Annotated in this window: 21 protein-coding genes; 9 read left to right on the top strand and 12 right to left on the bottom strand. The window is 68.2% G+C overall.

Going from position 1 to position 20,333, the window contains the following annotated elements:
- Window positions 1-52: 52 nt before the first annotated feature.
- Complete coding sequence (locus ABY42_RS13055) at window positions 53-862, bottom strand: DUF63 family protein (protein WP_050459703.1); 810 nt, start codon at window positions 860-862, stop codon at window positions 53-55.
- A 66-nt stretch (window positions 863-928) separates the two neighbouring features.
- Here ABY42_RS13055 and deoC point away from each other — a divergent pair, with 66 nt between their 5' ends.
- Both deoC and ABY42_RS13045 read left to right on the top strand, forming a co-directional pair.
- Window positions 929-1,567, top strand: a complete 639-nt coding sequence (gene deoC / locus ABY42_RS13050; RefSeq protein WP_050459702.1) for a deoxyribose-phosphate aldolase — start codon at window positions 929-931, stop codon at window positions 1,565-1,567.
- A 77-nt stretch (window positions 1,568-1,644) separates the two neighbouring features.
- Window positions 1,645-2,619 carry a sodium:calcium antiporter gene (locus ABY42_RS13045; RefSeq protein WP_004974821.1) on the top strand — a complete coding sequence of 325 codons (975 nt, stop codon included), beginning with the start codon at window positions 1,645-1,647 and terminating at the stop codon, window positions 2,617-2,619.
- Between the two features lie 57 nt (window positions 2,620-2,676).
- Here the strand turns inward: ABY42_RS13045 and ABY42_RS13040 are convergent, their stop codons facing one another.
- The 3 genes from ABY42_RS13040 to ABY42_RS13030 all read right to left on the bottom strand — a co-directional run bounded on the left by ABY42_RS13040 (window position 2,677) and on the right by ABY42_RS13030 (window position 5,808).
- Window positions 2,677-3,897 carry an outer membrane protein assembly factor BamB family protein gene (locus ABY42_RS13040; protein WP_050459701.1) on the bottom strand — a complete coding sequence of 407 codons (1,221 nt, stop codon included), beginning with the start codon at window positions 3,895-3,897 and terminating at the stop codon, window positions 2,677-2,679.
- The gene (locus ABY42_RS13035; RefSeq protein WP_050459700.1) at window positions 3,894-5,249 is read right to left on the bottom strand and encodes a PQQ-like beta-propeller repeat protein; all 1,356 of its coding nucleotides are present in this window, start codon (window positions 5,247-5,249) and stop codon (window positions 3,894-3,896) included. The genes ABY42_RS13040 and ABY42_RS13035 overlap by 4 nt, the downstream gene beginning before the upstream one ends.
- 157 nt (window positions 5,250-5,406) lie before the next feature.
- Window positions 5,407-5,808 carry a DUF5518 domain-containing protein gene (locus ABY42_RS13030; protein ID WP_004974825.1) on the bottom strand — a complete coding sequence of 134 codons (402 nt, stop codon included), beginning with the start codon at window positions 5,806-5,808 and terminating at the stop codon, window positions 5,407-5,409.
- Window positions 5,809-6,059: 251 nt separating this feature from the next.
- On the opposite strand from ABY42_RS13030, the gene ABY42_RS13025 reads away from it, so the two are divergent.
- Window positions 6,060-7,349 (top strand): tRNA (N(6)-L-threonylcarbamoyladenosine(37)-C(2))-methylthiotransferase, encoded by a 1,290-nt coding sequence (locus tag ABY42_RS13025; protein WP_050459699.1) that lies wholly within the window; start codon window positions 6,060-6,062, stop codon window positions 7,347-7,349.
- A gap of 102 nt (window positions 7,350-7,451) precedes the next feature.
- Here ABY42_RS13025 and ABY42_RS13020 read toward each other — a convergent pair whose 3' ends face one another.
- A complete protein-coding gene (locus ABY42_RS13020; RefSeq protein ID WP_050459698.1) occupies window positions 7,452-7,916 on the bottom strand; it encodes a GNAT family N-acetyltransferase in 465 nt (154 codons plus the stop codon).
- A gap of 89 nt (window positions 7,917-8,005) precedes the next feature.
- Between ABY42_RS13020 and ABY42_RS13015 the strand changes: the two genes are divergently transcribed.
- Entirely contained in the window at window positions 8,006-8,593 is a 588-nt protein-coding gene (locus ABY42_RS13015) for a S26 family signal peptidase (protein WP_004974830.1), read from the top strand.
- 15 nt (window positions 8,594-8,608) lie between these two features.
- On the opposite strand, the gene ABY42_RS13010 is transcribed toward ABY42_RS13015, so the two are convergent.
- From ABY42_RS13010 to map, 3 genes are all read right to left on the bottom strand, one after another.
- Window positions 8,609-9,544, bottom strand: a complete 936-nt coding sequence (locus ABY42_RS13010) for a cation diffusion facilitator family transporter (RefSeq protein WP_050459697.1) — start codon at window positions 9,542-9,544, stop codon at window positions 8,609-8,611.
- Window positions 9,545-9,625: 81 nt separating this feature from the next.
- Window positions 9,626-10,195 (bottom strand): HIT family protein, encoded by a 570-nt coding sequence (locus ABY42_RS13005; protein WP_050459696.1) that lies wholly within the window; start codon window positions 10,193-10,195, stop codon window positions 9,626-9,628.
- A gap of 86 nt (window positions 10,196-10,281) precedes the next feature.
- Entirely contained in the window at window positions 10,282-11,172 is an 891-nt protein-coding gene (map, locus tag ABY42_RS13000) for a type II methionyl aminopeptidase (protein WP_050459695.1), read from the bottom strand.
- A 183-nt stretch (window positions 11,173-11,355) separates the two neighbouring features.
- Here map and ABY42_RS12995 point away from each other — a divergent pair, with 183 nt between their 5' ends.
- The 3 genes from ABY42_RS12995 to ABY42_RS19460 are packed head-to-tail and all read left to right on the top strand — an operon-like array spanning window position 11,356 to window position 14,938.
- Window positions 11,356-12,057 carry a metallophosphoesterase family protein gene (locus ABY42_RS12995; RefSeq protein WP_050459694.1) on the top strand — a complete coding sequence of 234 codons (702 nt, stop codon included), beginning with the start codon at window positions 11,356-11,358 and terminating at the stop codon, window positions 12,055-12,057.
- Between the two features lie 60 nt (window positions 12,058-12,117).
- Window positions 12,118-14,388 (top strand): polyphosphate kinase 1, encoded by a 2,271-nt coding sequence (ppk1, locus tag ABY42_RS12990; RefSeq protein WP_050459693.1) that lies wholly within the window; start codon window positions 12,118-12,120, stop codon window positions 14,386-14,388.
- Between the two features lie 49 nt (window positions 14,389-14,437).
- Window positions 14,438-14,938, top strand: a complete 501-nt coding sequence (locus tag ABY42_RS19460) for a hypothetical protein (RefSeq protein ID WP_156224409.1) — start codon at window positions 14,438-14,440, stop codon at window positions 14,936-14,938.
- Window positions 14,939-14,971: 33 nt separating this feature from the next.
- On the opposite strand, the gene ABY42_RS12985 is transcribed toward ABY42_RS19460, so the two are convergent.
- From ABY42_RS12985 to ABY42_RS12975, 3 genes are read right to left on the bottom strand one after another with little or no spacing between them, the layout of a single operon-like run.
- Complete coding sequence (locus ABY42_RS12985) at window positions 14,972-15,232, bottom strand: lipoyl domain-containing protein (RefSeq protein ID WP_050459692.1); 261 nt, start codon at window positions 15,230-15,232, stop codon at window positions 14,972-14,974.
- 55 nt (window positions 15,233-15,287) lie between these two features.
- Entirely contained in the window at window positions 15,288-16,328 is a 1,041-nt protein-coding gene (locus tag ABY42_RS12980) for an alpha-ketoacid dehydrogenase subunit beta (RefSeq protein WP_004974849.1), read from the bottom strand.
- Complete coding sequence (locus ABY42_RS12975; RefSeq protein ID WP_004974850.1) at window positions 16,328-17,362, bottom strand: thiamine pyrophosphate-dependent dehydrogenase E1 component subunit alpha; 1,035 nt, start codon at window positions 17,360-17,362, stop codon at window positions 16,328-16,330. The genes ABY42_RS12980 and ABY42_RS12975 overlap by 1 nt, the downstream gene beginning before the upstream one ends.
- A 166-nt stretch (window positions 17,363-17,528) precedes the next feature.
- Here ABY42_RS12975 and ABY42_RS12970 point away from each other — a divergent pair, with 166 nt between their 5' ends.
- Entirely contained in the window at window positions 17,529-18,170 is a 642-nt protein-coding gene (locus tag ABY42_RS12970) for a dienelactone hydrolase family protein (RefSeq protein ID WP_050459691.1), read from the top strand.
- A 49-nt stretch (window positions 18,171-18,219) separates the two neighbouring features.
- On the opposite strand, the gene ABY42_RS19880 is transcribed toward ABY42_RS12970, so the two are convergent.
- The gene (locus tag ABY42_RS19880) at window positions 18,220-18,411 is read right to left on the bottom strand and encodes a hypothetical protein (RefSeq protein WP_197092936.1); all 192 of its coding nucleotides are present in this window, start codon (window positions 18,409-18,411) and stop codon (window positions 18,220-18,222) included.
- Window positions 18,412-18,496: 85 nt separating this feature from the next.
- On the opposite strand from ABY42_RS19880, the gene ABY42_RS12965 reads away from it, so the two are divergent.
- Window positions 18,497-20,308, top strand: coding sequence for a formate/nitrite transporter family protein (locus ABY42_RS12965; RefSeq protein WP_050459690.1), 1,812 nt, complete (start codon window positions 18,497-18,499; stop codon window positions 20,306-20,308).
- The last annotated feature ends 25 nt before the right edge of the window (window positions 20,309-20,333 follow it).

The following is a 20,333-nucleotide window of genomic DNA, read 5'->3' as shown; positions in this document are numbered from 1 at the left end:
ACTACGGTGTCGAGAAAATGGAGTGTGGGCGCGTCCGAGCAGAATCGCGGTCTCAGCCGGCGATGGCGAACAACAGGAGGTTGTGGACGCCGGGGCCGAGGCCGACGGCGGCGACGAGACCCAAGAGGAGCGACCCCTCCGTCGGGTCCTCGCGGACGTAGTCGGCGAGCAGGGCGACCACGAAGCCGGCCACGACGAGTTTCACGAGGACGAACAGCCAGCCGACGCCGATGACCTCGGCGGTCGGGAGCGCCGCGGCGGCTTCGAGGATGATGCGCGACAGCGGCGTCCGCTCGCCGAAGCCGAGCACGTCGATGCCGACGGCGGTCGACAGCGCGTCGAGGGCGTGCCCGAAGATGGCGAGCAGGCCGAGCGACCCCGCGGCGGCCGCGTCGGTGTCGATTCGCGTCACGACGCGCCACGTCAGCGGCGTGACCGCGAGCGCGGCGACGAGGGCGACGCCGGGCCAGACGACTGAGAGCGTCCCGGCGGCCAGACCGATAAAGAGCGCGAAGCCCGCGAGTCCGGCGGCGACGAGCAGTCCGGGAACCGCGAGCGCCGTCGGGGAGGCGAGGTCGGCCGCGTCGAGCGCGAGCCACGTCGCGCCGGCGGCGACGGCCACGGAGAGGTAGACGGAGGGCGTGCCGGCGAGCGGTTCGACCGCGGGCGGGAGCGCGTCGATGACGTAGAGGACGTGCAGCGCCGACCCCGACACCATCCACGGGACGAGTGCGGCGACGTGGGCGGGTGTGACCGTCGGGCGCGTGCGGCTCAGTCCGACGCCGACGCCGACGAGTCCCGCGACGAGGGCGACGAGGTAGGGAAGCGGTGGGAGCGCGAACCCCTCGGGAAGGATGGCCATGCAGGAGGCGCGGCGGGGCGGCGTGAAAGCCTTACGTTCTTTAGCCTCGGGTCGCCTCGACAGGGTATGAACCGAGCCGACCTCGCCGCCCGAATCGACCACACGGTCCTCGGACCCGAGACGACGATGGCCGACGTGGAGGCCGTCCTCGACGACGCCGACGAGTGGGGGATGAACGCCTGCATCCCGCCGTGCTACGTCGGCGAGGCGAGCGAGTACGCTCCGGACGTGTTGCTGGCGACGGTCGTCGGCTTCCCCCACGGCCAGCACACGACCACGGCCAAGCGCGAGGAGGCCGTCGACGCGTGGCAGGCCGGCGCGGACGAACTGGACATGGTCATCAACGTCGGCCGGCTCAAAGCCGGCGAGGACGAACTCGTGACCGAGGACATCTCCGAGGTCGTCGCGGCCGTCCCGATTCCGGTGAAGGTCATCATCGAGACGTCGCTCCTCACCGAGGAAGAGAAGCACCGCGCCTGCGAGGCCGCCGTCGAGGCCGACGCCGCCTTCGTCAAGACCGCCACCGGCTTCGCCGACGGCGGTGCGACGGTCGAAGACGTGGCGCTCATGGCCGAGTACCTGCCCGTCAAGGCCTCCGGCGGGGTCGGCTCCTACGACGAGGCGGTCGCCATGTTCGAAGCCGGCGCGGAGCGCATCGGCGCGTCGTCGGGCGTCGACATCGTCGCCGGCGCGCCCGAGGAATAGGTCGGTCGTCGGCCGGTCGGCATCGCGCGGTCGCCGGTGCCCAACATTGATTACTCGACTCCCGAGAACCCAGTACCATGCTCCGAGGCGGGCCGGTCGTTCAAATCGGCGTCATTTTCGTGTCAGTACTGGGGCTCTGGGTCGGCGCGCGGCTGTTGGTCGACGCCGCCGTCCGGTCGGCTCGGAGGTTCGGGCTCTCGGAACTCACCATCGGGCTGACAATCGTCGCGATAGGGACCTCGACGCCGGAGCTCTCGGTCGCGGTCGACGCCGCGTACAAGGGGTTGGGCGACATCGCGGTCGCGAACGTCCTCGGTTCGAACATCTACAATCTGGCGTTCGTGTTGGGCGTCATCTCGCTACTCCGGGTGATTCCGGTCGCGGAGTCGCTCGTCTATCGGGACGGCCTCGCACTGCTGGCGAGCACGCTCCTCGGCGGACTGGTCCTGTTCGACCTCCGGGTCACGAGGCTCGAAGGCGCGCTCTTGGTCGGGGCGTTCGTCGCCTACACGGCGTACCTGCTCCGGGGGTCCCAGTCAGACGGGGACGGCGCGACAGACCAGTCGCTCGGCGACGGCGGCGTGACCCGCCCGATAACCGAACGAATCGACTTCCCCGGACGAGACGCCGTGTTCCTCTTGGGCGGGTTGGGGCTGGTGTTGGTGAGCGGCGACTACATGGTGCTCGCCGCGTCGGAGTTGGCCCGCGGTGCCGGCGTCTCCGAGTGGGTCATCGGCGGGACAATCGTCGCGGCGGGGACGTCGACGCCGGAGTTCGCCGTCTCGCTGGTCGCGCTCCGACAGCGGAGTCTCGGGGTCTCGGTTGGCAACGTCGTCGGCAGCAACATCCTCAACATCACGGGCATCGTCGGCGTCGCGGCGGTCGCCAGCCCCCTCGCGGTGAGCGGGTCGGCGCTCGGGACGTTCGCGTGGCTCGTCGCGGTCACGCTCCTGATAGTCGGCGCGCTCTGGACGGGGCGGGTCCTGTCGCGCTTGGAGGGCGCTTTCTTCGCGACCTCCGAGGTCACCCGGTGGATACTGGGGCTCATCTGAGGGCCGCGGGGGTCCCTCGATGCGGTTCTCTCGGACGACCGCCCTCGCACGCGTTTGTCACTCGGCTCGCAACGCGACGAGCCGTCGCGACCCGTCGTCGCCGCCGGATTCGAGTACGAACAGCGCGTCGCCCGCCGGCGTCGGGCCGGTCAGCGCGCCGCCCGCGAGTTCGTATCGCCAGCGCTCGGCCCCGATTCGGGTGTCGTCGAGGCCGACGCCGCCCCCGGCGTCGTAGGCGACGACGCCGCCGTCGTCGCTCGTGTCCGAGACGAATATCGTGTCGCCGGCACCGGCGGGCGGAGCGAAGAAGTCGTCGCCGGCCGCCCATGAGGGGGAGCCGGTACGCTTGTCGAAGGCGTCGAGGCCGGTCCCGTCGGTCGAAAAGACGCGCCGGGGGCCGACGACGACCGAACCGTGCGGCGAGGGATCCTCGCGGTGCCAGTCTACGGCACCGGCGCGGAGGCCGCCTCTGAGCCGCGCGACGCCTGCGCCGAAGAAGCCGGCGAACACGTCGTTCGACTGGGCGACTGCGAGCGACTGCACGCCGCCGGGGTGTTTGGTTCGCCACTCTCCGGTCGGGCCGCGCTCGATGCCCTCGTCACGGAACGAGAACACTTCGCCGCCCTCCGTGCCCGCGACGACGGTGTCGTATCGGGCCGCGAGGGACCGGACCGGGCCGAACACCTCCTCGCGCCACTCGACGGTCCCGTCGCTGGCGCGGACGCGGTAGAGGTTCCCCGCGGTGTCGGAGGCGTAGAGGCGGTCGCGGTCCGGTTCGGGGCGGACGACGGGTGCCCAGACGCTCGACTCGGTCGGCGCGTGCCACGCCTCCTCGCCGTCGTGGGTGTACGCGAGCACGCCGGTTCTGGTCCCGACGTGGCCGACGTAGACGCGCTCCGAATCGACCGTCACCGACGAGCGAAAGCCGCTCTGGGGGTCGCTTTCGACCGACCACAGTTCGGTTCCGTCGCCGACCGAAAACGCCCGGAGGCGCTCGCTGGTCGCGAGGTAGACCGTCTCGCCGAACACGACCGGGCGCGCCAGTTCGATACCGTTGACCTCGACGCCCCACGATTCGCTCGGCTTCGAAGCCGGACCGGTCGCGCGGGGGTTGTAGCCCGTCCCCTCGGGCGAGAAGTACGGGTGCGGCCAGTCGGCGCGACCGTCGCCCGTAGAGCCCTCGTCGCCGCCGACACAGCCCGCGAGACCGGCGACCGCGCCGGTTCCGAGGGCACCGAGGAACGTTCGTCTGGAAAGGTCCGCGCCGGGTCCCGTCACGACCCCGAACCTCCGGCGTCCGCGGCTGTCCCCGCGGTCGCGTTCGTCCCCGCAGCAGCGGTCGTTCCCGCGGTCGACGCGTCGGGGTCGGCGTCGCCGACGACGGTCAGGCTGAACAGGCCGTCGTCGCGGACGACCGGACAGAACACCCGGCGGTCGGTCGCGGCCAGCGAGTGGCCGACGTTGCGGCCGAGCGAAATCGACCAGCGCTCGCGGTCGCCGAAGAGGCCGCCGCCGCCGGTTCGATTCAGGGCGACCAGTTCACCGTGTCCGGTGCCGACGTAGACCGTGTCGCCGACGACGCTCGCGGCGGAGACGGTCTCTCGCGGGTCGTACTTCCACCGTTCTTCGCCGGTCGCGCTGTCGAGCGCCCGGAGCGACCCGCGGGCGGCGTAGAGGCGCTTGCCGTCGAACGCGAGGCGCTTGTGGACGCCGCGGTCGTCCTCCCAGACCACGTCGCCGTTCCGCCGTTCGAGCGCGGCGATTCGGTCCCAGCCCGCGATGTACACCCGCTCGTCGCCGACGACCGGCGCGACGGCCTCGACCGTCTCGGTCGGGGCCTGCCAGTAGGCGCTCCCGTCAGTACCGAGACAGTAGAGCCGCTGTCCCTCGGTGACGACGAACACCGAGTGGAGGTTGACCGCGAGGGGACGCCGGACCGCGCCGAACAGCGACCGCGTCCAGGTGACCTCTCCGGCGTCGATGTCGACCGCGCAGACGCGCTCGTCGTCGAGGCCGAGAAACAGCGTCTCGCGGTCGTTGGAGAACGCCGGCGGCGTCTGCGGACGGCCCGGGAGTTCGATAGTTCGGAACAGCCGACCCGAACGGGCGTGGTAGAGCGCGAGTCGGTTCGGCCCGTGAACCGTCGTTCCGAGCGAGTAGACGACGCCGTCGAGGACGACGGGAGCGGTCCAACTCTCGCCCTGTGCGGCCCACAACTCCTCCCCGGCGGCCGGGTCGATTGCTCGCATCGGGTCGCCGGGCGTGTAGCCCACTCCGTCGGCGACGACGGGCTCGGTGGAGTCCATCCCGAAATCGGGTTCGTACTCGATGGTCGGCTCGGAGATGGGGGTTCCCTCGCGGAGGAACGCGGTGTTGGCGTCGTCGTGGGCGTAGGTCCGCCAGCCGCTTTCGAAGCGGACACCCTCGGCGGAGTCGTCGTCGGTCTGTTCGTCGCCGCCGAGGCACCCGGCGAGGCCGACGGCCGCACCCGACCCGAGGAGCCGGAGTACGTCGCGGCGGCGTGGAGAACCGACGGAAGACGGACTGTGAGCGGCGGACGAAGCGTCGCTGTCGGTCGAGCCCGAGTCGTGGTCGGAGGGCGAACCGGGCGGTATCCTGCGGGAACGCATCTACCACAACTGCACAACACCGTGACAAGTAACTTTTCGCCGGGAGCGGTGGCGAGGGCGCGAAAGTGAGAGGGGGCGAGAGGAACTGAGAGGACGCGTGAGGGTTCGGGCGGAAGGCGAAACACGGGCGAAAAACAGGAACCGGGGCCGAGTCGGCTCAGGCCGCGGGTCTGGTGCGGCGGGCGGCCGAGCGGTCGTGGAGCATGCTGCCGACCGCACCGCCGATAGCGCCGGGGATGCCCGCGAGGGCGATGATGACGACGGCCGCGGCGAACACGGTCAGGCCGAAGAACGCGCCCGCGAACAGGACGTTCATAATCACGAGGCCGATGGCGACGATAATCGCGCCCAGCGTCGTGCCGACGAGGCCGTTGAGCGCACCGTCGGCCATGCCGGTCGTGACGAGGTAGCCGGCGACGAGGCCGCCGATGATGCCCGTGAGGACGTAGCCGACCGTGGGAAGGGTGACGTTCGTGAAGGGGACCGCGAAGCCGCTGAGGATGCCGACGACTACGGTCGCGATGAACCCGTAGGCGATGGCGCGCATGTTGAACTTCATAGCGAATCTAAATACAACGCTTGAGGTAATGAATTATATTCGTCCTCGGGCGGATGATACGGCCGGCGCGAGACTCCTCGGCGACGGAGCGTCCGGTCGGTGCGACGCTCCGCCCGCCGTGTTCGTCGGCGTCGGCGTCCACGTCGAGCGGGCGAAGCACTCGGGGGACGCTATCACGGCCCGCGGACGCCGGCGGTCTCGCGGGAGACCGCGGCGTTTTTGCCCGCTGACCCGGTACGTGGGATAACCGAATGGCCCGATACCACATCGAGACATACGGCTGCACCTCGAACCGCGGCGAGAGCCGCGCCATCGAGAGCGCGCTCCGCGACGCCGGTCACTACCGCGTCGACGGGCCCGAGGAGGCCGATGTCGCCATCATGAACACCTGTACGGTCGTGGAGAAGACGGAGCGGAACATGCTCCGTCGGGCCAAAGAGCTGGAGGCGGAGACGGCGGACCTCATCATCACGGGCTGTATGGCGCTCGCGCAGGGCAACGACTTCCGCGAGGAGGGTATCGACGCCCAGATTCTCCACTGGGACGACGTGCCGACCGCCGTCACCAACGGCGAGTGCCCGACTCCCGGTCCCGGCGTCGAACCCGTCTTGGACGGCGTCGTCGGCATCCTGCCAATCGCCCGCGGCTGTATGTCGAACTGCTCGTACTGCATCACGAAGTTCGCCACCGGTCGGGTCGATTCCCCCTCGGTCGACGAAAACGTCGAGAAGGCGCGGGCGCTCGTCCACGCCGGCGCGAAGGAACTCCGCATCACGGGACAGGACACCGGCGTCTACGGCTGGGACAAGGGCGACCGGAAGCTCCCCGAGCTACTGGACCGCATCTGCACCGAAATCGACGGCGAGTTCCGCGTTCGCGTCGGCATGGCCAACCCCGGCGGCGTCCACGGCATCCGCGAGGAACTCGCCGCGGTGTTCGCCGAACACGACAAGCTCTACAACTTCATCCACGCGCCGGTGCAGTCCGGCTCCGACGAGGTGCTCGAACACATGCGCCGCCAGCACCGCGTCGACAAGTTCAGGGAAATCGTCGAGACGTTCGACCGGGAGCTCGCGTACTGGACGCTCTCGACCGACTTCATCGTCGGCTACCCGACCGAGACCGACGAGGACCACGAGCGGTCGATGGAGCTGCTCCGCGAGATTCGCCCCGAGAAGGTCAACGTCACGCGCTTTTCGAAGCGCCCCGGCACCGACGCCGCCGACCTGAAGGGCCTCGGCGGGACGCTCAAAAAGGAGCGCTCCAAGGAGATGTCCGAGGCGAAGATGGACATCGTCGCCGCCGCCTACGACGAGATGGTCGGCACGGAGTGCGAGGTGCTCGTCGTCCAAGAGGGCACCGGCGACTCCGTGAAGTGCCGCGACGAGGCCTACCGCCAGATAATCGTCCAGAACGCGACCGAACACGGCCTCGAACCCGGTGACTTCGCCCGCGTGAAGGTGACCGCCCACCAGACCGTCTACGCCTTCGCCGAACCGGTCGAGGCACAGCCCGAGCCGCGCGAGCCCACCGCCGCCTGAGCGGTCGGGTTCGCTTCGGACCAGCACCCCCTGAACCGACCCGGACCGACCCGGACCGACCCGACCCGGTCCGAACCCCCCGAACCGGTTCACGCTCGTTTCTCAGTTCTCGTCGCGCCCCCGAACGCCGTCCTCACCGACCCGGAGAAACATCCCTTTCGACGCTGGCGCGGTCGGTTCGAACCCCCAGCGCTCGTAGTAGCCGTCCACGTCGGCCAGGAGGTTCACGAACGCCGACGGCGGGGCCTCGCGGTCGAGGTAGTCCACGAGCGCGTCCATCACGCGGGTGCCGAGCCCGCGGCCCTGATGGTCGGGGTGGACCGCCACGTCGACGACCTGAAAGACGGTGCCGCCGTCGCCGACGAGCCGACCCATGCCGACGACGCGCTCGTCCGAGTCGTCGCCCCCGGTCGCTCCCTCGAAGACGACGCGCACGCCGAAAATCGTGTTCGGAACGCCGCGCTCGGCGGCCGCGAGAGACCGGGGAGGCATCCCGGCGGCGTCGCGGAGAGAGACGTACGTTTCGGGGTCGGGGAACTCGGGGACGAGACGGTAGTCGTCGGTCACGAGTCGACCGTCGAGCCGCCCGGTCCTAACGGTTTCTCTCCGCCGAACCCATCAACAGATTGATAGCGACTCGCGGGGTGACAGCACCCGTGTCCGACGACAGCCCATCGGAGCCCCGAACGTTCGCGAGAGACGCGCTGGAGACGGTCGCTATCGTCGCCGCGGTCGGCGCGGTGCTCTTCGCGGTGAGCGGCGTGTGGCCCCCGATGGTCGCTATCGAGAGCGGGAGCATGCAACCGACCCTCGAACGCGGCGACCTCGTCGTCGTGACCGCGGAGGGTCGCTACGGCGGCCCCGCGGCCGACGACTACGGCGTCGTCACGGCCAACGAGAGCGAGGGCTACGGGCGGCTCGGCGGGCCGGGCGACGTCGTCGTCTACGACGCGCCGTCGCACCCCACGCCCATCATCCACCGCGCCGTCTTCTGGGTCGAGGACGGCGAGAACTGGTACGACCGGGCCAACGAGTCCTACGCGAGCGGCGCGGACTCCTGTGCGGAGCTTCTGAACTGTCCCGCGCCGCACGCCGGCTACGTCACCCGCGGCGACAACAACGACTACTACGACCAAGCGCAGGGTATCGCCTCGCCGGTCCGACCCGACTGGGTGCGGGCGAAAGGCCAGTTCCACGTGCCTCACCTCGGAGCGCTCCGACTGGAAGCGCAGAAACTGTTCTGAACACCTCCCGACGCGTCAGCGACTGTTGCCGCCGTCGGGCGAGAACATGGTGTAGCGGTCCGTCTCGTCGTCTTCCTTCCACTCGCCGAGCTCTCGCGGGTCGATGTGGACGAACACGTCGTCGACCTCGTCGATGTTCCGAATCGCCTGGACGACCCACGTCTCGATGTCGTGGGCCTCCGCGAGCGTCATGTCGCCTTCGACCTCGATGTGGAGGCTCACGTCGATTTCGGGGCCGACGTAGTGGGCGACCACGTCGTGTGCGCCGTAGACGTCGGGGTGCGACAGGGCGGTCTGGACGATGAGCGCCCGGAGATACTCCGGCGGCGCGGCCCCGACGAGGTAGTTCACGTTGTCGCGGACGATTTCGTAGCCGGTGTAGACGATGCCGATGGAGACGACCATGGCGGCCAGCGGGTCCAAGATTGGGTAGCCGAACTGGCCGCCGACCACGCCGACGAGCGCCGCGCCCGCGGTGAGGATGTCGTTTCGGTTGTCGACGCCGGCGGCGACGAGCGCGGGCGAGTTCTGCTCGCGGCCGACCGAGTAGCAGTAGCGGTAGAGGACGTACTTCCCCGCCGCCGCGACGACAAGGACGACGACGCCGAGCATCCCCGCGGACCCGCCGTAGCTTCCGGCGAGGATGCTGGACGTGCTCTGCCAGAGAATCGCCCCGCCGGCGGCGAAGATGCCGACCGCGACGAAAAGCGAGATGAACGGCTCGATGCGCTCGTGGCCGTGGGGGTGTTCCCAGTCCGGCGGCTTCGTCGTCAGGTAGAGGCCGCCGAGGATGATGGTGCTGTAGACCACGTCCGAGAGGCTGTTGACCGCCTCGGACCCGAGGGCCAGACTCCCGGTCGTCCACCACACGCCGCCCTTCCCGATGACGAGAAGCAGGTTCGCCACGAGGACGACGAATCCGACTCGACGGATGGCCCGCTTTCGCTCCATTACCGTGGCTTTCGGGAGTGGGGTTCAAATGCGCTTCGGGCCGGAGCGGCCTATTAGACGCACTCGACGTGAGTTTTAGAGTCAGTCTAATTCGAAGTAAACCGCGTCGTCGTCGCCGTCAACGACCGCGCCGTCGAGGCCGGCGAACGCCTCGCGAAGTTGGTCGTAGGAGTCGTCGAGGGCCTGCACGAGCACTTTCGTGTCGGAGATGACCGGCATGAAGTTGGTGTCGCCGCTCCACCGCGGGACGACGTGGGTGTGGAGGTGGTCGTCGATGGAGCCGCCGGCGGCCGACCCGCCGAGGTTCTCGCCCGCGTTACAGCCGTCGGGGTCGAAGGCGGCGTCTAACGCGGCGAGCGTCTTCGATTTGAGCCGCGCGTGGTCGAGGAGTTCCTCGTCGGAGAGGGCGGCGAACTCGCCGGTGTGGCGGTACGGGATGACCATGACGTGGCCCGGCGCGTAGGGGTAGTTGTTCAGGAGGACGAACGAGTGCGGGGAGCGAGCGACGATTTTGCTCTCTCTGTCGTCGTCGCGTTCGGGGAGCGCACAGAAGGGACAGCGGTCGTCGTCCGGGTCGTCGGCGTCGGCCGCGTCTTGGTCGTCGTCGCGGGCGACCCACTCGATGCGCCACGGGGCGAACAGTTGGTCCATGGCGGCCCAACGGGACCGGACGTGCAAGCCGTTTCGGTCTCGGAGCGGTCGGTGTCGACCTCGATGCCGACCCCGACTTCGTCCGATTACCGCGTGAGGTTCTCGTAGCCGTCTTCGGTGACGATGATGGTGTCTTCGGCCTGTCCGACCAGCGCGCCCTCCTCTTCTTTCAGGACGGGGTAGCCGCGCAGGATGCCCTGCTGTTCGAGCCGGCGGATGGCCATCTCGGAGCGGCCGCCCTCGAACCAGCGACCCGCGAAGGGGAGCAGTTTGTACTTCTCGCGCACCTCGTCGAGCAGTTTGCGCGACATGCGGTCGCGGACCGAGCGGTCGTTGACGAGGCTGTAAATCTCGTTTTTCGAGCCCTCGGTGACCTTGCCGGAGCCGTCGGTGGCGAACGGTTCGATGGCGATTACGTCGCCGACTTCGAGTTCGACGCCGCGCTCTGCGCCGCGGTTCGGGATGGTCGGGTCGGTGTGGGCGTCCCACTGTTCGACGCCGTGGCCCGAGAGGTTGAGGACGGGCGTGTAGCCGTAGCCGCGAATCACGTCCTCGATTTCCGCGCCGATTTTCCCGGTGTGCGCGCCCGCTTCGACCATGTCGAGGGCGGCGTCGAGCGCCTCCTCGGCGGACTCGACGAGTTCGTCGTTGCCCGAGAGGTCGACGGTCACGGCGGAGTCGGCGATGTAGCCGTCGACGTGGACGCCGACGTCGAGACAGACCATGTCCTCGCCGAACACGGTGTCGTCGTCGCGGCCGGGGCTGGCGTGCGAGGCCTCCTCGTTGACGCTGATGTTGACCGGGAAGGCGCAGCCGTCGGCGAGTTCGCGGATGCGACCTTCGGCGTACTCGGCGACTTCGAGGTGGGTGACGCCGGGTTCGACCATCTCGGCCGACTCGTCCAGCACCGTGCGCAGGACCTCCCCTGCCTCTCGATACTTCTCGACCGTCTCGTCGTCGAGGGGTCCGATGCTCATGGCCGCGACTTCGCGGCCGCGCCGGAAAGCGATTGCGGGATGGCCGGCGACTGAGCGCGGGCCGCCGCAGCCGACTCGGATACCGTGCGAGACAAACGCTCCCACGTCTATATAGCACAACATTCCGAAACTAGCAACCCTTTCTTAGGCAGGGATGTTCTGGAATAGGAGAGAACGTTTCCAATGAGTGTCCCATCCTTCCACCCCGACGTCGCCGAGCAACACCTTCGAGTCGACATCGACGACTGGGACGACGTGTACGTCGTCGGCGACGTACACGGGTGTCTGCCGGCGCTCGAACGCCTCGTCGACCGGCTCGACCCGTCCGAGGACGACCTCGTCGTCTTCGTCGGCGACCTCGTGCGGAAGGGGCCGGACAGCAAGGGCGTCGTGGACTACGTCCGCGAGCGCGACAACTTCCTGACCGTCCGCGGCAACAACGAGGAGAAACTCATCCGCGGCACGAAGGAGATAGACGCGCTGACCGACGACGACCTCGAGTGGATTTCGAACCTCCCGGTCGCTATCACGTGGGACGGGGCCATCGTCGTCCACGGCGGCATCCACCCCGAAAAGCCGCTCGACGAACACGACGTGGACGAACTCGAAAACACCCGGGCGATGAACCCCGGCGACAGCTACGACGGCCCGTTCTGGTTCGAGCACTACGAGGGCCCCGAGCGCGTCTTCTTCGGCCACACCGTCATGGCCCACCCCGCCGTCTTCGAGCACGCGATGGGGCTCGACACGGGCGCGGTCTACGGCGGCGCGCTCACCGCCTACGACCTCCGCGCCGACGAACTCGTCGCCGTCGAGTCCGATGTCACCCACGAGTCCCGCAAGGACTCGAAGATTCTCGAACCGCGCCAGCCCGCGCTGGTCTGAGCCGCGCCGAGTCGGAGGCGGCGAACTAAAGGTCGCCGCCGAACCATCTCCTCTCAGCACATGTCCGACGACGAGGCTCGCAGCGGCGACTCGCAGGCCCGGCAGGACAGTCAGACGACCGCGCCGGTCCGCGTCCGCGAGCGCGGAGACGGCGAGTCCACTCCAGCCGACGCCGACCTCACTGACCCCGCGCTGTACCTCAACCGCGAACTCAGCGAACTCGCCTTCCACGAGCGCGTCCTCCACGAGGCGGTCGACGACCGCAACCCGCTTTTCGAGCGCGTCAAGTTCCTCTCGATTCTCACCTCGAACCTCGACGAGTTCTTCATGAAGCGCGTCGGCGGCCTGAAACAGCAGATGGCCGCCGGCGTGAGCGAACTGTCGCCCGACGGTCGGACGCCGAGCCGACAGTGGTCGCTCGTCCTCGACCGCGCTCGCGACCTGCTCGACCGGCAGTCGGCCTGCTTTCACGACCTCGTCCGTCCCGCGCTCGCCGACGCGGGCATCGAAATCGTCGGCTACGACGACCTCGCGCCCGACGAGCGGGCGGCGCTCCGCGACTACTTCGAGGCGTCGGTCCTGCCGACGCTCACGCCCCTGACGTTCGACCCGGCGCACCCGTTCCCGTTCATCTCGAACCTCTCGCTGTCGCTCGCGGTCCGAACGACCGAGGGCGACGACGAGCCGACGAAGTTCTCGCGGGTCAAGGTCCCCGGCAACCGCCCGCGACTCGTCAACGTCGACGAGCGCGTCGGCGACGCAAACGAGGCGACCGACGCCGATGCCTCCACCTCCGAATCCGCCGGCTCAGCCGCCCCCGTCAGGTTCGTCCCGCTCGTGGCCGTCATCGAGCGCAACATCGACCTGTTGTTCCCGAACGTCGAGGTCATCGACACCTCCGCGTTCAGGGTGACGCGGAACGCCGAAGTCCGCCGGAACGAGGAGGTCGCCGAGGGCCTCATCGCCACGATAGAGGACGTGCTCCGCCAGCGCCGGTTCGCAACGGTCGTTCGGCTGGAAGTCCAGTCGGGCACGCCCGAGGCGGTCCGCGACCTGCTCGCGGAACAACTCGACGTGGACGACCCCGAGGTGTTCGAGCGCGACCTACCGCTGGACTACGGGGCGCTCACGTCGCTTTTCGACCTCGACCGCCCGGAGCTCGAAGTCCAGCCGTGGACGCCGCAGCCCCACCCGCGGTTCGCCGGGCGCTCCGCCGACGACCCCGAGTCGGTGTTCGCCGAAATCGCCCGGAAGGACGTGCTCGTCCACCACCCGTACCACTCGTTTACGGGCACGGTGGGAACGTTCCTCGCGGCCGCCGCGGCCGACCCGGACGTGCTGGCCATCAAAGCCACCATCTACCGGACCGCGCCGGACTCCGAGGTCATCGAGACGCTCATCGAGGCCGCGAAGAACGGCAAGCAGGTCGCGGTGATGGTCGAACTCAAAGCGCGGTTCGACGAGGAGAACAACCTCCGGTGGGTCCGCCGCCTCGAAGAGGAGGGCATCCACGTCGCCTACGGCACTATCGGGCTGAAGACCCACTCGAAGACGGCGCTCGTCGTCCGCGAGGAGGACGACGAGGTGCGACTGTACTCCCACGTCGCCACCGGGAACTACCACTCCCAGACGGCGAAGCTCTACACCGACCTCGGGCTGTTCACGGCCGACCCCGACATCGGTCACGACCTCGTTCGCCTGTTCAACTTCTTCACCGGCCACTCGCGCCAGGAGACCTACCGGAAACTGCTGGTCGCGCCGACGAGTCTCCGCGAGGAGATGACCCGACTCGTCCGCCGGGAGGCCGACCACGCCCGCGCCGGCCGCGACGCCCGCATCGTCGCCAAGATGAACTCCCTCGAGGACCCCGCGATGGTCCGCGAACTCTACGAGGCGTCGATGGCGGGCGTCGATATCGACCTCGTGGTCCGGGGAATCTGCCGGCTCAGGCCCGGCATCGATGGGCTCTCGGAGAACGTCTCGGTGTCGAGCGTCGTCGGTCGGTTCCTCGAACACTCGCGTATCTTCTACTTCGAAAACGCGGGCGACCCCGACTACTACGTCGGCTCTGCCGACTGGATGACGCGCAATCTCGACCGCCGGGTCGAGGCCGTCGCGCCCGTCGAAGACCCGGAACACCGCGCCGAACTCGACGCCGTCCTCGACGCGCTCCTGTCGGACAACCGCCGGCGCTGGGTGATGGACGCCGACGGTCGGTACCAGCAACTACGCCCGACAGACGACGCACAGGAAGTCGAGGCGCATACTGTCCTGATGAACCGGGCGCTGGCGGAGACCCACCGGTCGAAGAACGGCGACCACGAGTCGTAGCGTGCCCGACACGACTGGCCCGCACGTTTAGTTGGACAGAAGACATATTGTGGTCCACGTTGCAGACGAGTCTATGGACTCTCCTCACCACCGAAGACGTATCCTCCAGCGTACCGGCATCGTTCTCGTCTTCGGAATCGGTCTCGCAGGATGTCTCGCCGACACACCGACTGGTGATGGCTCACCCACCACGACTCACCCCGAGACGACCGATGACCAGACGGCAACACCGGAATCTGAAACTGCAGTTCCACTCACCGAAGTTTCAGACGAGGACGCCAAAGCCCGAGCGCTCGCCGCCGAAGAAGCCTATCTCGAAACCCGTTTGCAGAACGCCACCTGTCTCCTGAGTTGGGGAACGACACCGACGACGGCGAGCAAAGAAGCGATGGTCGTCGAACGCTCTGCTGACGGCGTCGTCGTCGACGTGACGCATCCGTACTGGTACGGCAAAGAAGGCGAAGAAGCGGACTCGTCCTCGGAGGCGCTCTACCTCGTGACCGAGACGGATGTCGAACGCACCAGCGGTGACGACGTCTCTCCCTGTTGACCCGAACAGCGTACCGCCGAAAAATAGCCGTCGTCAGGCGCTCGGTTGCACCCGCGCGAGCACGTCGCCGCGGTCGAAGTCGCCGCCCTCGGCGACGAGTATCTCCGTGACCGTCCCCGTCGTCGGCGCGGCCACGTCGATGCTCACCTTCTCGACCTGTATCTCGCAGAGCGTCTCTCCCTCGTCGACCGCCGACCCCTCGCGGACGAACCAGTTGGCGAGGTAGCCCTCGGCCACGTCGTCGGCGTCGTCGGGCCACGAGTCCGCCGAGTTCACGTCGAGGGCGTCGCTCATCGTCCGCCTCCGTTCCCGTCTCTGCCTCCGTCCCCGTCTGTTTCGGGCGCTCGTCTCATTCGTGGAGTTCGCGGACGGCCGCCGCGATATCGTCGGTGCCGGGGTTGACCTCGTCTTCCAGCGAGCGGGCGTAGGGAATCGGCACGTCGGGGATGGCGAGGCGCTTGACGGCCGAGAGGTCGTCCAGCGCGCCCTCGGCGGCCCGCGCGATGATTTCCCCCGTCACGCCGAACGACTGGTAGTCTTCGTCCACGACGAGGAGTTTCCCGGTCTTGCGGACCGAGTCGAGCACCGTCTCGGTGTCGAGCGGCACGAGCGTCCGGAGGTCGATGACCTCGGCGTCGATGCCGTCGTCGTCGAGCTGTTCCGCGGCCTCCATCGCCCGGTGGACGTGCAGGCCGAGGGTGACCACGGTCACGTCGTCGCCGGGGCGCTTCACGTCGGCCTCGCCGAACGGAATCGTGTAGTCGTCCTTGGGAACCCCGGTCTTCGGGCCCGAGGGCGAGGGCATCCAACCGAGGCCCATGAGGCGCTTGTGGAACATGTAGACGACCGGGTCGTCGTCGCGGATGGCGCTGTGCATCAGGCCCTTGGCGTCGTAGGCCGTCGAGGGGACGACGACTTTCATCCCCGGCAGGTGGGCGAAGGTCCCGTAGAGCGTCTGGGAGTGCTGGCCGGCGTCGTTGTAAGTTCCGCCGACGGCCGTGGTCAGCACCATCGGGACCGAAAAGGACCCGCCGCTCATGTAGGTGTTCTTCGCCATGTTGTTGTAGATCTGGTCCATGGCGACGCCGAAGAAGTCGACGAACATCAGTTCGGCAATCGGGCGCATGCCGGCCTGTGCGGCCCCGACGGCCGCGCCGAGGTAGGCCGTCTCGCTGATGGGCACGTCCATCACGCGGTCGCGGCCGAACTCGTCCAAGAGGCCGGTCGTACTGGAGAAGATGCCGCCGTAGTCGGCGACGTCCTCGCCCATGTAGAACACCTCCTCGTTCTCGCGCATCTCCCACGCGATGGCCTCGACCATCGCCCTGCTCATGGTCAGTTCGCGGTCCGTCTCGGTCGCTTCCGTGTAGTCTCGTGACTCGGTCGCCATCAGTTGTCACCTCCCGTCTCGCCGGCGTCGTCCGGCGCGTCTGTCGCGCTCCCGCCGTCCGTCGCCGCCTGCGCCGGCGGGTTCGTAAACACGTTCTCGTACGCCTCCTCCGGGGCCGGTTCGGGCTGCTCTTTGGCCCACGAAATCGCCTCCTCGACCCGCTCGTGGGCGCGCTCTCGAATTTCGTCGAGTTCGTCGTCGGTCACGCCGTGCGAGCGGAGGTCCTCGGCGAGTCGCTCGATGGAGTCGCGCTGCTTCGCGCGGTCGATGTCGGCCTCCGGTCGATAGGCTTCGGCGTCGCCCATGAAGTGGCCCATCCGGCGGTGGACCTGTACCTCGATGAGCGTCGGCCCGTTGCCGTCGCGGGCGCGCATCACGGCCTCGCCCGCGGCCTCGTAGACCGCCGTGGCGTCGTCGGAGTCGATTCGGACGCCGGGCAGGTCGAAGCCGGCGGCGCGCTGTGCGCCGTTCTGCACGTCGGTCACGCGGTCTTTCGGCATGCTGATGGCCCAGTCGTTGTCCTCGACGACGAAGACGACCGGGAGGTCGTGGACCGCCGCGAGGTTCAGCGATTCGAGGAAGCCGCCCTGGTCGATAGCGCCCTCCCCGAGGAAGGCGACGGCCACGGCGTCGGTGTTCCGCTTTTTCGCCGCCATCGCCGCGCCGACCGCCGGCGGACAGCCCTGCGCGATGATGCCCGAGCACGCGAAGTTCACGTCGGGGTCGAACAGGTGCATGTGCCCGCCCTTCCCGCGGCAGAGCCCCGTCTTCCGGCCGAAAATCTCGGCGGTCATGCGCTTGAGGTCGACGCCCTTCGCGATGGCGATGTGGTGCGGTCGGTGCGGCGCGGTCACCGTGTCGTCGTCACGGAGGTGCATGCAGACGCCCGCTCCGGACGCCTCGTGGCCGGCCGCGAGGTGGAGTTCGCCGGGAATCGGCCCCGCCGAGATGTCGAACGCCGGCTGCTTGCCGACGAGGTACTCGTCCACCAGTCGCTCCTCGTAGTGCCGAGCGGTCACCATCTGCTCGTACATCGTCTGTAGGTCGGTAACACTCACCATAGTTGGCGTGCGGGTGTACTCCCGAGTATCTATTAACATTAATTGTGTAAGTCATGACCATCAGAACGAACGGACTGCGGATTCACGCGAAGCGACGGGTCGAGACAGGTCTAAGCCCGGTTCGAGCGTATTGTCTCGTATGAACGACACGACGACGAACCTCGTCTCGATACCCGTCGGCGACGCGGTGCTGGAGGGCGACCTCCGCGTTCCGTCCGGGGCGTCGGGGCTCGTGGTGTTCGCCCACGGCAGCGGCAGCAGTCGGAAGAGCCCGCGGAACAACTTCGTCGCCGAGGTCATCCGCGACCGCGGGCTCGGGACGCTCCTTTTCGACCTGCTCACGGAGGCGGAAGACGAGACGTACGAGACGCGGTTCGACATCTCGCTTCTGACCGAGCGACTGCTCGGCGCGACCGAGTGGCTCCGCGGCCGCGACGACGTCGCGGCCCTCGACTACGGCTACTTCGGGTCGAGCACCGGCGCAGCGGCGGCGGTCCTCGCGGCGGCCGACCTCGGCGACGACGCCGGCGCGGTCGTCTCTCGCGGCGGGCGCGTCGACCTCGCGGAGTCGCGGCTCGGCGACGTGACGGCACCGACGCTGTTCGTCGTCGGCGGTGCCGACGAGCCGGTTTTGAGCCTGAACCGCGACGCGTTCGCCCGACTGGACTGCGAGAAGTCGTTGGAGGTCGTCGCCGGCGCGGGCCACCTGTTCGAGGGGCCGGACGAACTGGACGAGGTGGCCGACCTCGCCGCCGACTGGTTCGAGAGCCACCTCGGCTGAGGGCGTCGCCTGCGGTCGCCGGCGACCGCGGAGCGGGGGGTCGGGACGGTCAGCGCGAGAACTTGCGGTCCTTCGCGGGGTCTTCGACGACGACCCACCAGCGGACGTCCTCCTTCGGGTGGCGGCGCTCGACGTGTTCGTCGAGTCGCCCCCGGAGTCGAAACCGCGGCCGCAGCGGTTGCAGCGGTGGCGTCTGTTGGTCGTGGGTACGGATACGTCGTAGATGATACTCGACACACATGGGTGGCCGCTTCCGACGCGACCGAACTGTTGTAGACGGCCTGAACCGGTACGTTTAGAACGGTTTATTCGAAAAACACCGCTCAATGACAGAACCCGAGTCGACGGAGCTCGACGAATCCGTTCGCGAGGCCGTCGAACGGTCACGAAGCGGCGCGCCGGCGGTCGGTTCGGTGGTTCGCGACCGGTTTTCGTCCGACGAGGTGTTCCAGCGCATCGTCGCGGCCGCGGACGAGGAGATAACCTCCGGGGCGCGGGAACTGTTCTTCAGCGCCCTCGCCGCGGGCTTCGCGATTACGATCACGTTCCTCCTCTACGTCTCGATGAAGGCGTCCACCGGCGGCGACCCGGTGTTAAGTGCGATGCTCTACCCGCTCGGGTTCATCTACATCATCATCGGGGGCTATCAGCTCTACACCGAGAACACGCTCCCGCCGGTCGCGTTGACGCTGGAGCGGTTGGCCAGTATCCCCGCGCTCTTGCGTAACTGGGTCGTCGTCCTCGCGGGGAACCTCTTCGGCGGGACGCTCGGTGCGGCCGCTCTCGCCTTCGGCGGCGTCCTCTCGCCGGAAGCCGCGAACGCGGCGCTCGAACTCGCTCAGAAGGGCGTCGAGACGCCATGGTGGAGTCTCTTCTTCAAGGCCGCGTTCGCCGGCCTCATCGTCGCCGGCGTCGTCTGGGTCACCTTCGCCGCCCGCGACACCATCTCTCGTCTCGTCGTCGTCTACCTCGCGTTCCTCGCGGTCCCGCTGGGTGGCCTCTTCCACGTCGTCGTCTCCTACACCGAGATGGTCTACCTCGTGATGAACGGCCAGCTGGCGTTCCTCGTCGGCCTGACCGAGTTCGTCGTCCCCGTCCTGTTGGGCAACACCTTCGGCGGCGTCGTCCTCGTCACCGTCGTCAACTACTTCCAGACGACGGAAAACCGGTTGGAATCCGCTCGCTTCGAGGGGGCGAAACGGCAGCTCTCGATTCGCGAGTGGGTGCTGGGTGGACTCGCGGGACGGTCGTACGTCCCGCTCATCGAGACCGAAGAGGGAACCGAAGACCACCCGGACTCCTACCGGGTCGTCGTCCCCATCGCGAACCCGCGGACCGAGTCGCACGTCGTCGAACTCGCCTGCGCGCTCGCGAAGTCGAAAGAGGACGCCATCGTCGACATCGTCCACGTGGTGCAGGTCCCCTCGCGCGTCTCGCAACGCTACGGTGCCGCACAGAACCAGCGGATTATCGCACACTCCAACGAGCAGCTCGAAGACGCCCGCGAACGCGCTGCCGGCTACGATATCGAAGCCCGCACGTCGACCGTCGTCTCACACCGCTCGTTCGAGGAGATATTCACCGTCGCCCGCCGCAAAGACGCGGACCTCGTCGTCATGGGCTGGAGCAACGACCGAATCTGGGCGGGAGGACGTGCAGAGCGGACGATGAGCGAGTTGACGAGTCGCCTGCCCTGCGACTTCCTCGTCCTCAACGACCGGAACTACGACACCAGCCGACTCCTCTTGCCGACGGTCGATAGCGCCCACTCGGCGCTGAGCGCCGAGGTCGCGAAGTCCCTCCACTCGACCGTCGGGTCGGAGGTGACGCTCCTTCACGTCGTCGACGGCCCGGACGACCGCGAACGGGGCGAGGCGTTCCTCTCCGACTGGGCGACCGAACACGGCCTGCAGGACGCGGCGCGAATCGTCGACGACTCCGGCGACATCGAACGAGCCATCGCCGACCGGGCCGACAGCCACTCGATGGTGCTGATGGGAGCGACCGAACAGGGCCTTCTCACTCGACTCCTGACCGACTCGCTGCACCTCGACGTGGTCAACGACACCGACCACGCGGTTCTCCTGGTGGAGCGCGCCACCGACCGAAGCCTCAGACAGCGTCTGTTCGGACGCTGAGGCGGTCGGCTACTCTCCTCGCGGC

Source organism: Haloferax gibbonsii (genome assembly GCF_001190965.1).
In the GTDB taxonomy this organism is placed as follows: Archaea; Halobacteriota; Halobacteria; order Halobacteriales; family Haloferacaceae; genus Haloferax; species Haloferax gibbonsii.
This window is presented reverse-complemented; position numbering and strand designations above follow the sequence as displayed.

Coding starts and splice junctions, on each gene's coding strand:
- ABY42_RS12970 (WP_050459691.1), top strand. CDS start 17,529: ATGAACGACACGACGACGAACCTCGTCTCGATACCCGTCGGCGACGCG.
- deoC (WP_050459702.1), top strand. CDS start 929: ATGAACCGAGCCGACCTCGCCGCCCGAATCGACCACACGGTCCTCGGA.
- ABY42_RS13035 (WP_050459700.1), bottom strand. CDS start 5,249: ATGCGTTCCCGCAGGATACCGCCCGGTTCGCCCTCCGACCACGACTCG.
- ABY42_RS12980 (WP_004974849.1), bottom strand. CDS start 16,328: ATGGCGACCGAGTCACGAGACTACACGGAAGCGACCGAGACGGACCGC.
- ABY42_RS12985 (WP_050459692.1), bottom strand. CDS start 15,232: ATGAGCGACGCCCTCGACGTGAACTCGGCGGACTCGTGGCCCGACGAC.
- ABY42_RS13025 (WP_050459699.1), top strand. CDS start 6,060: ATGGCCCGATACCACATCGAGACATACGGCTGCACCTCGAACCGCGGC.
- map (WP_050459695.1), bottom strand. CDS start 11,172: ATGAGCATCGGACCCCTCGACGACGAGACGGTCGAGAAGTATCGAGAG.
- ABY42_RS13045 (WP_004974821.1), top strand. CDS start 1,645: ATGCTCCGAGGCGGGCCGGTCGTTCAAATCGGCGTCATTTTCGTGTCA.
- ppk1 (WP_050459693.1), top strand. CDS start 12,118: ATGTCCGACGACGAGGCTCGCAGCGGCGACTCGCAGGCCCGGCAGGAC.
- ABY42_RS13030 (WP_004974825.1), bottom strand. CDS start 5,808: ATGAAGTTCAACATGCGCGCCATCGCCTACGGGTTCATCGCGACCGTA.
- ABY42_RS12965 (WP_050459690.1), top strand. CDS start 18,497: ATGACAGAACCCGAGTCGACGGAGCTCGACGAATCCGTTCGCGAGGCC.
- ABY42_RS12995 (WP_050459694.1), top strand. CDS start 11,356: ATGAGTGTCCCATCCTTCCACCCCGACGTCGCCGAGCAACACCTTCGA.
- ABY42_RS19880 (WP_197092936.1), bottom strand. CDS start 18,411: ATGTGTGTCGAGTATCATCTACGACGTATCCGTACCCACGACCAACAG.
- ABY42_RS13005 (WP_050459696.1), bottom strand. CDS start 10,195: ATGGACCAACTGTTCGCCCCGTGGCGCATCGAGTGGGTCGCCCGCGAC.
- ABY42_RS13010 (WP_050459697.1), bottom strand. CDS start 9,544: ATGGAGCGAAAGCGGGCCATCCGTCGAGTCGGATTCGTCGTCCTCGTG.
- ABY42_RS13055 (WP_050459703.1), bottom strand. CDS start 862: ATGGCCATCCTTCCCGAGGGGTTCGCGCTCCCACCGCTTCCCTACCTC.
- ABY42_RS12975 (WP_004974850.1), bottom strand. CDS start 17,362: ATGTACGAGCAGATGGTGACCGCTCGGCACTACGAGGAGCGACTGGTG.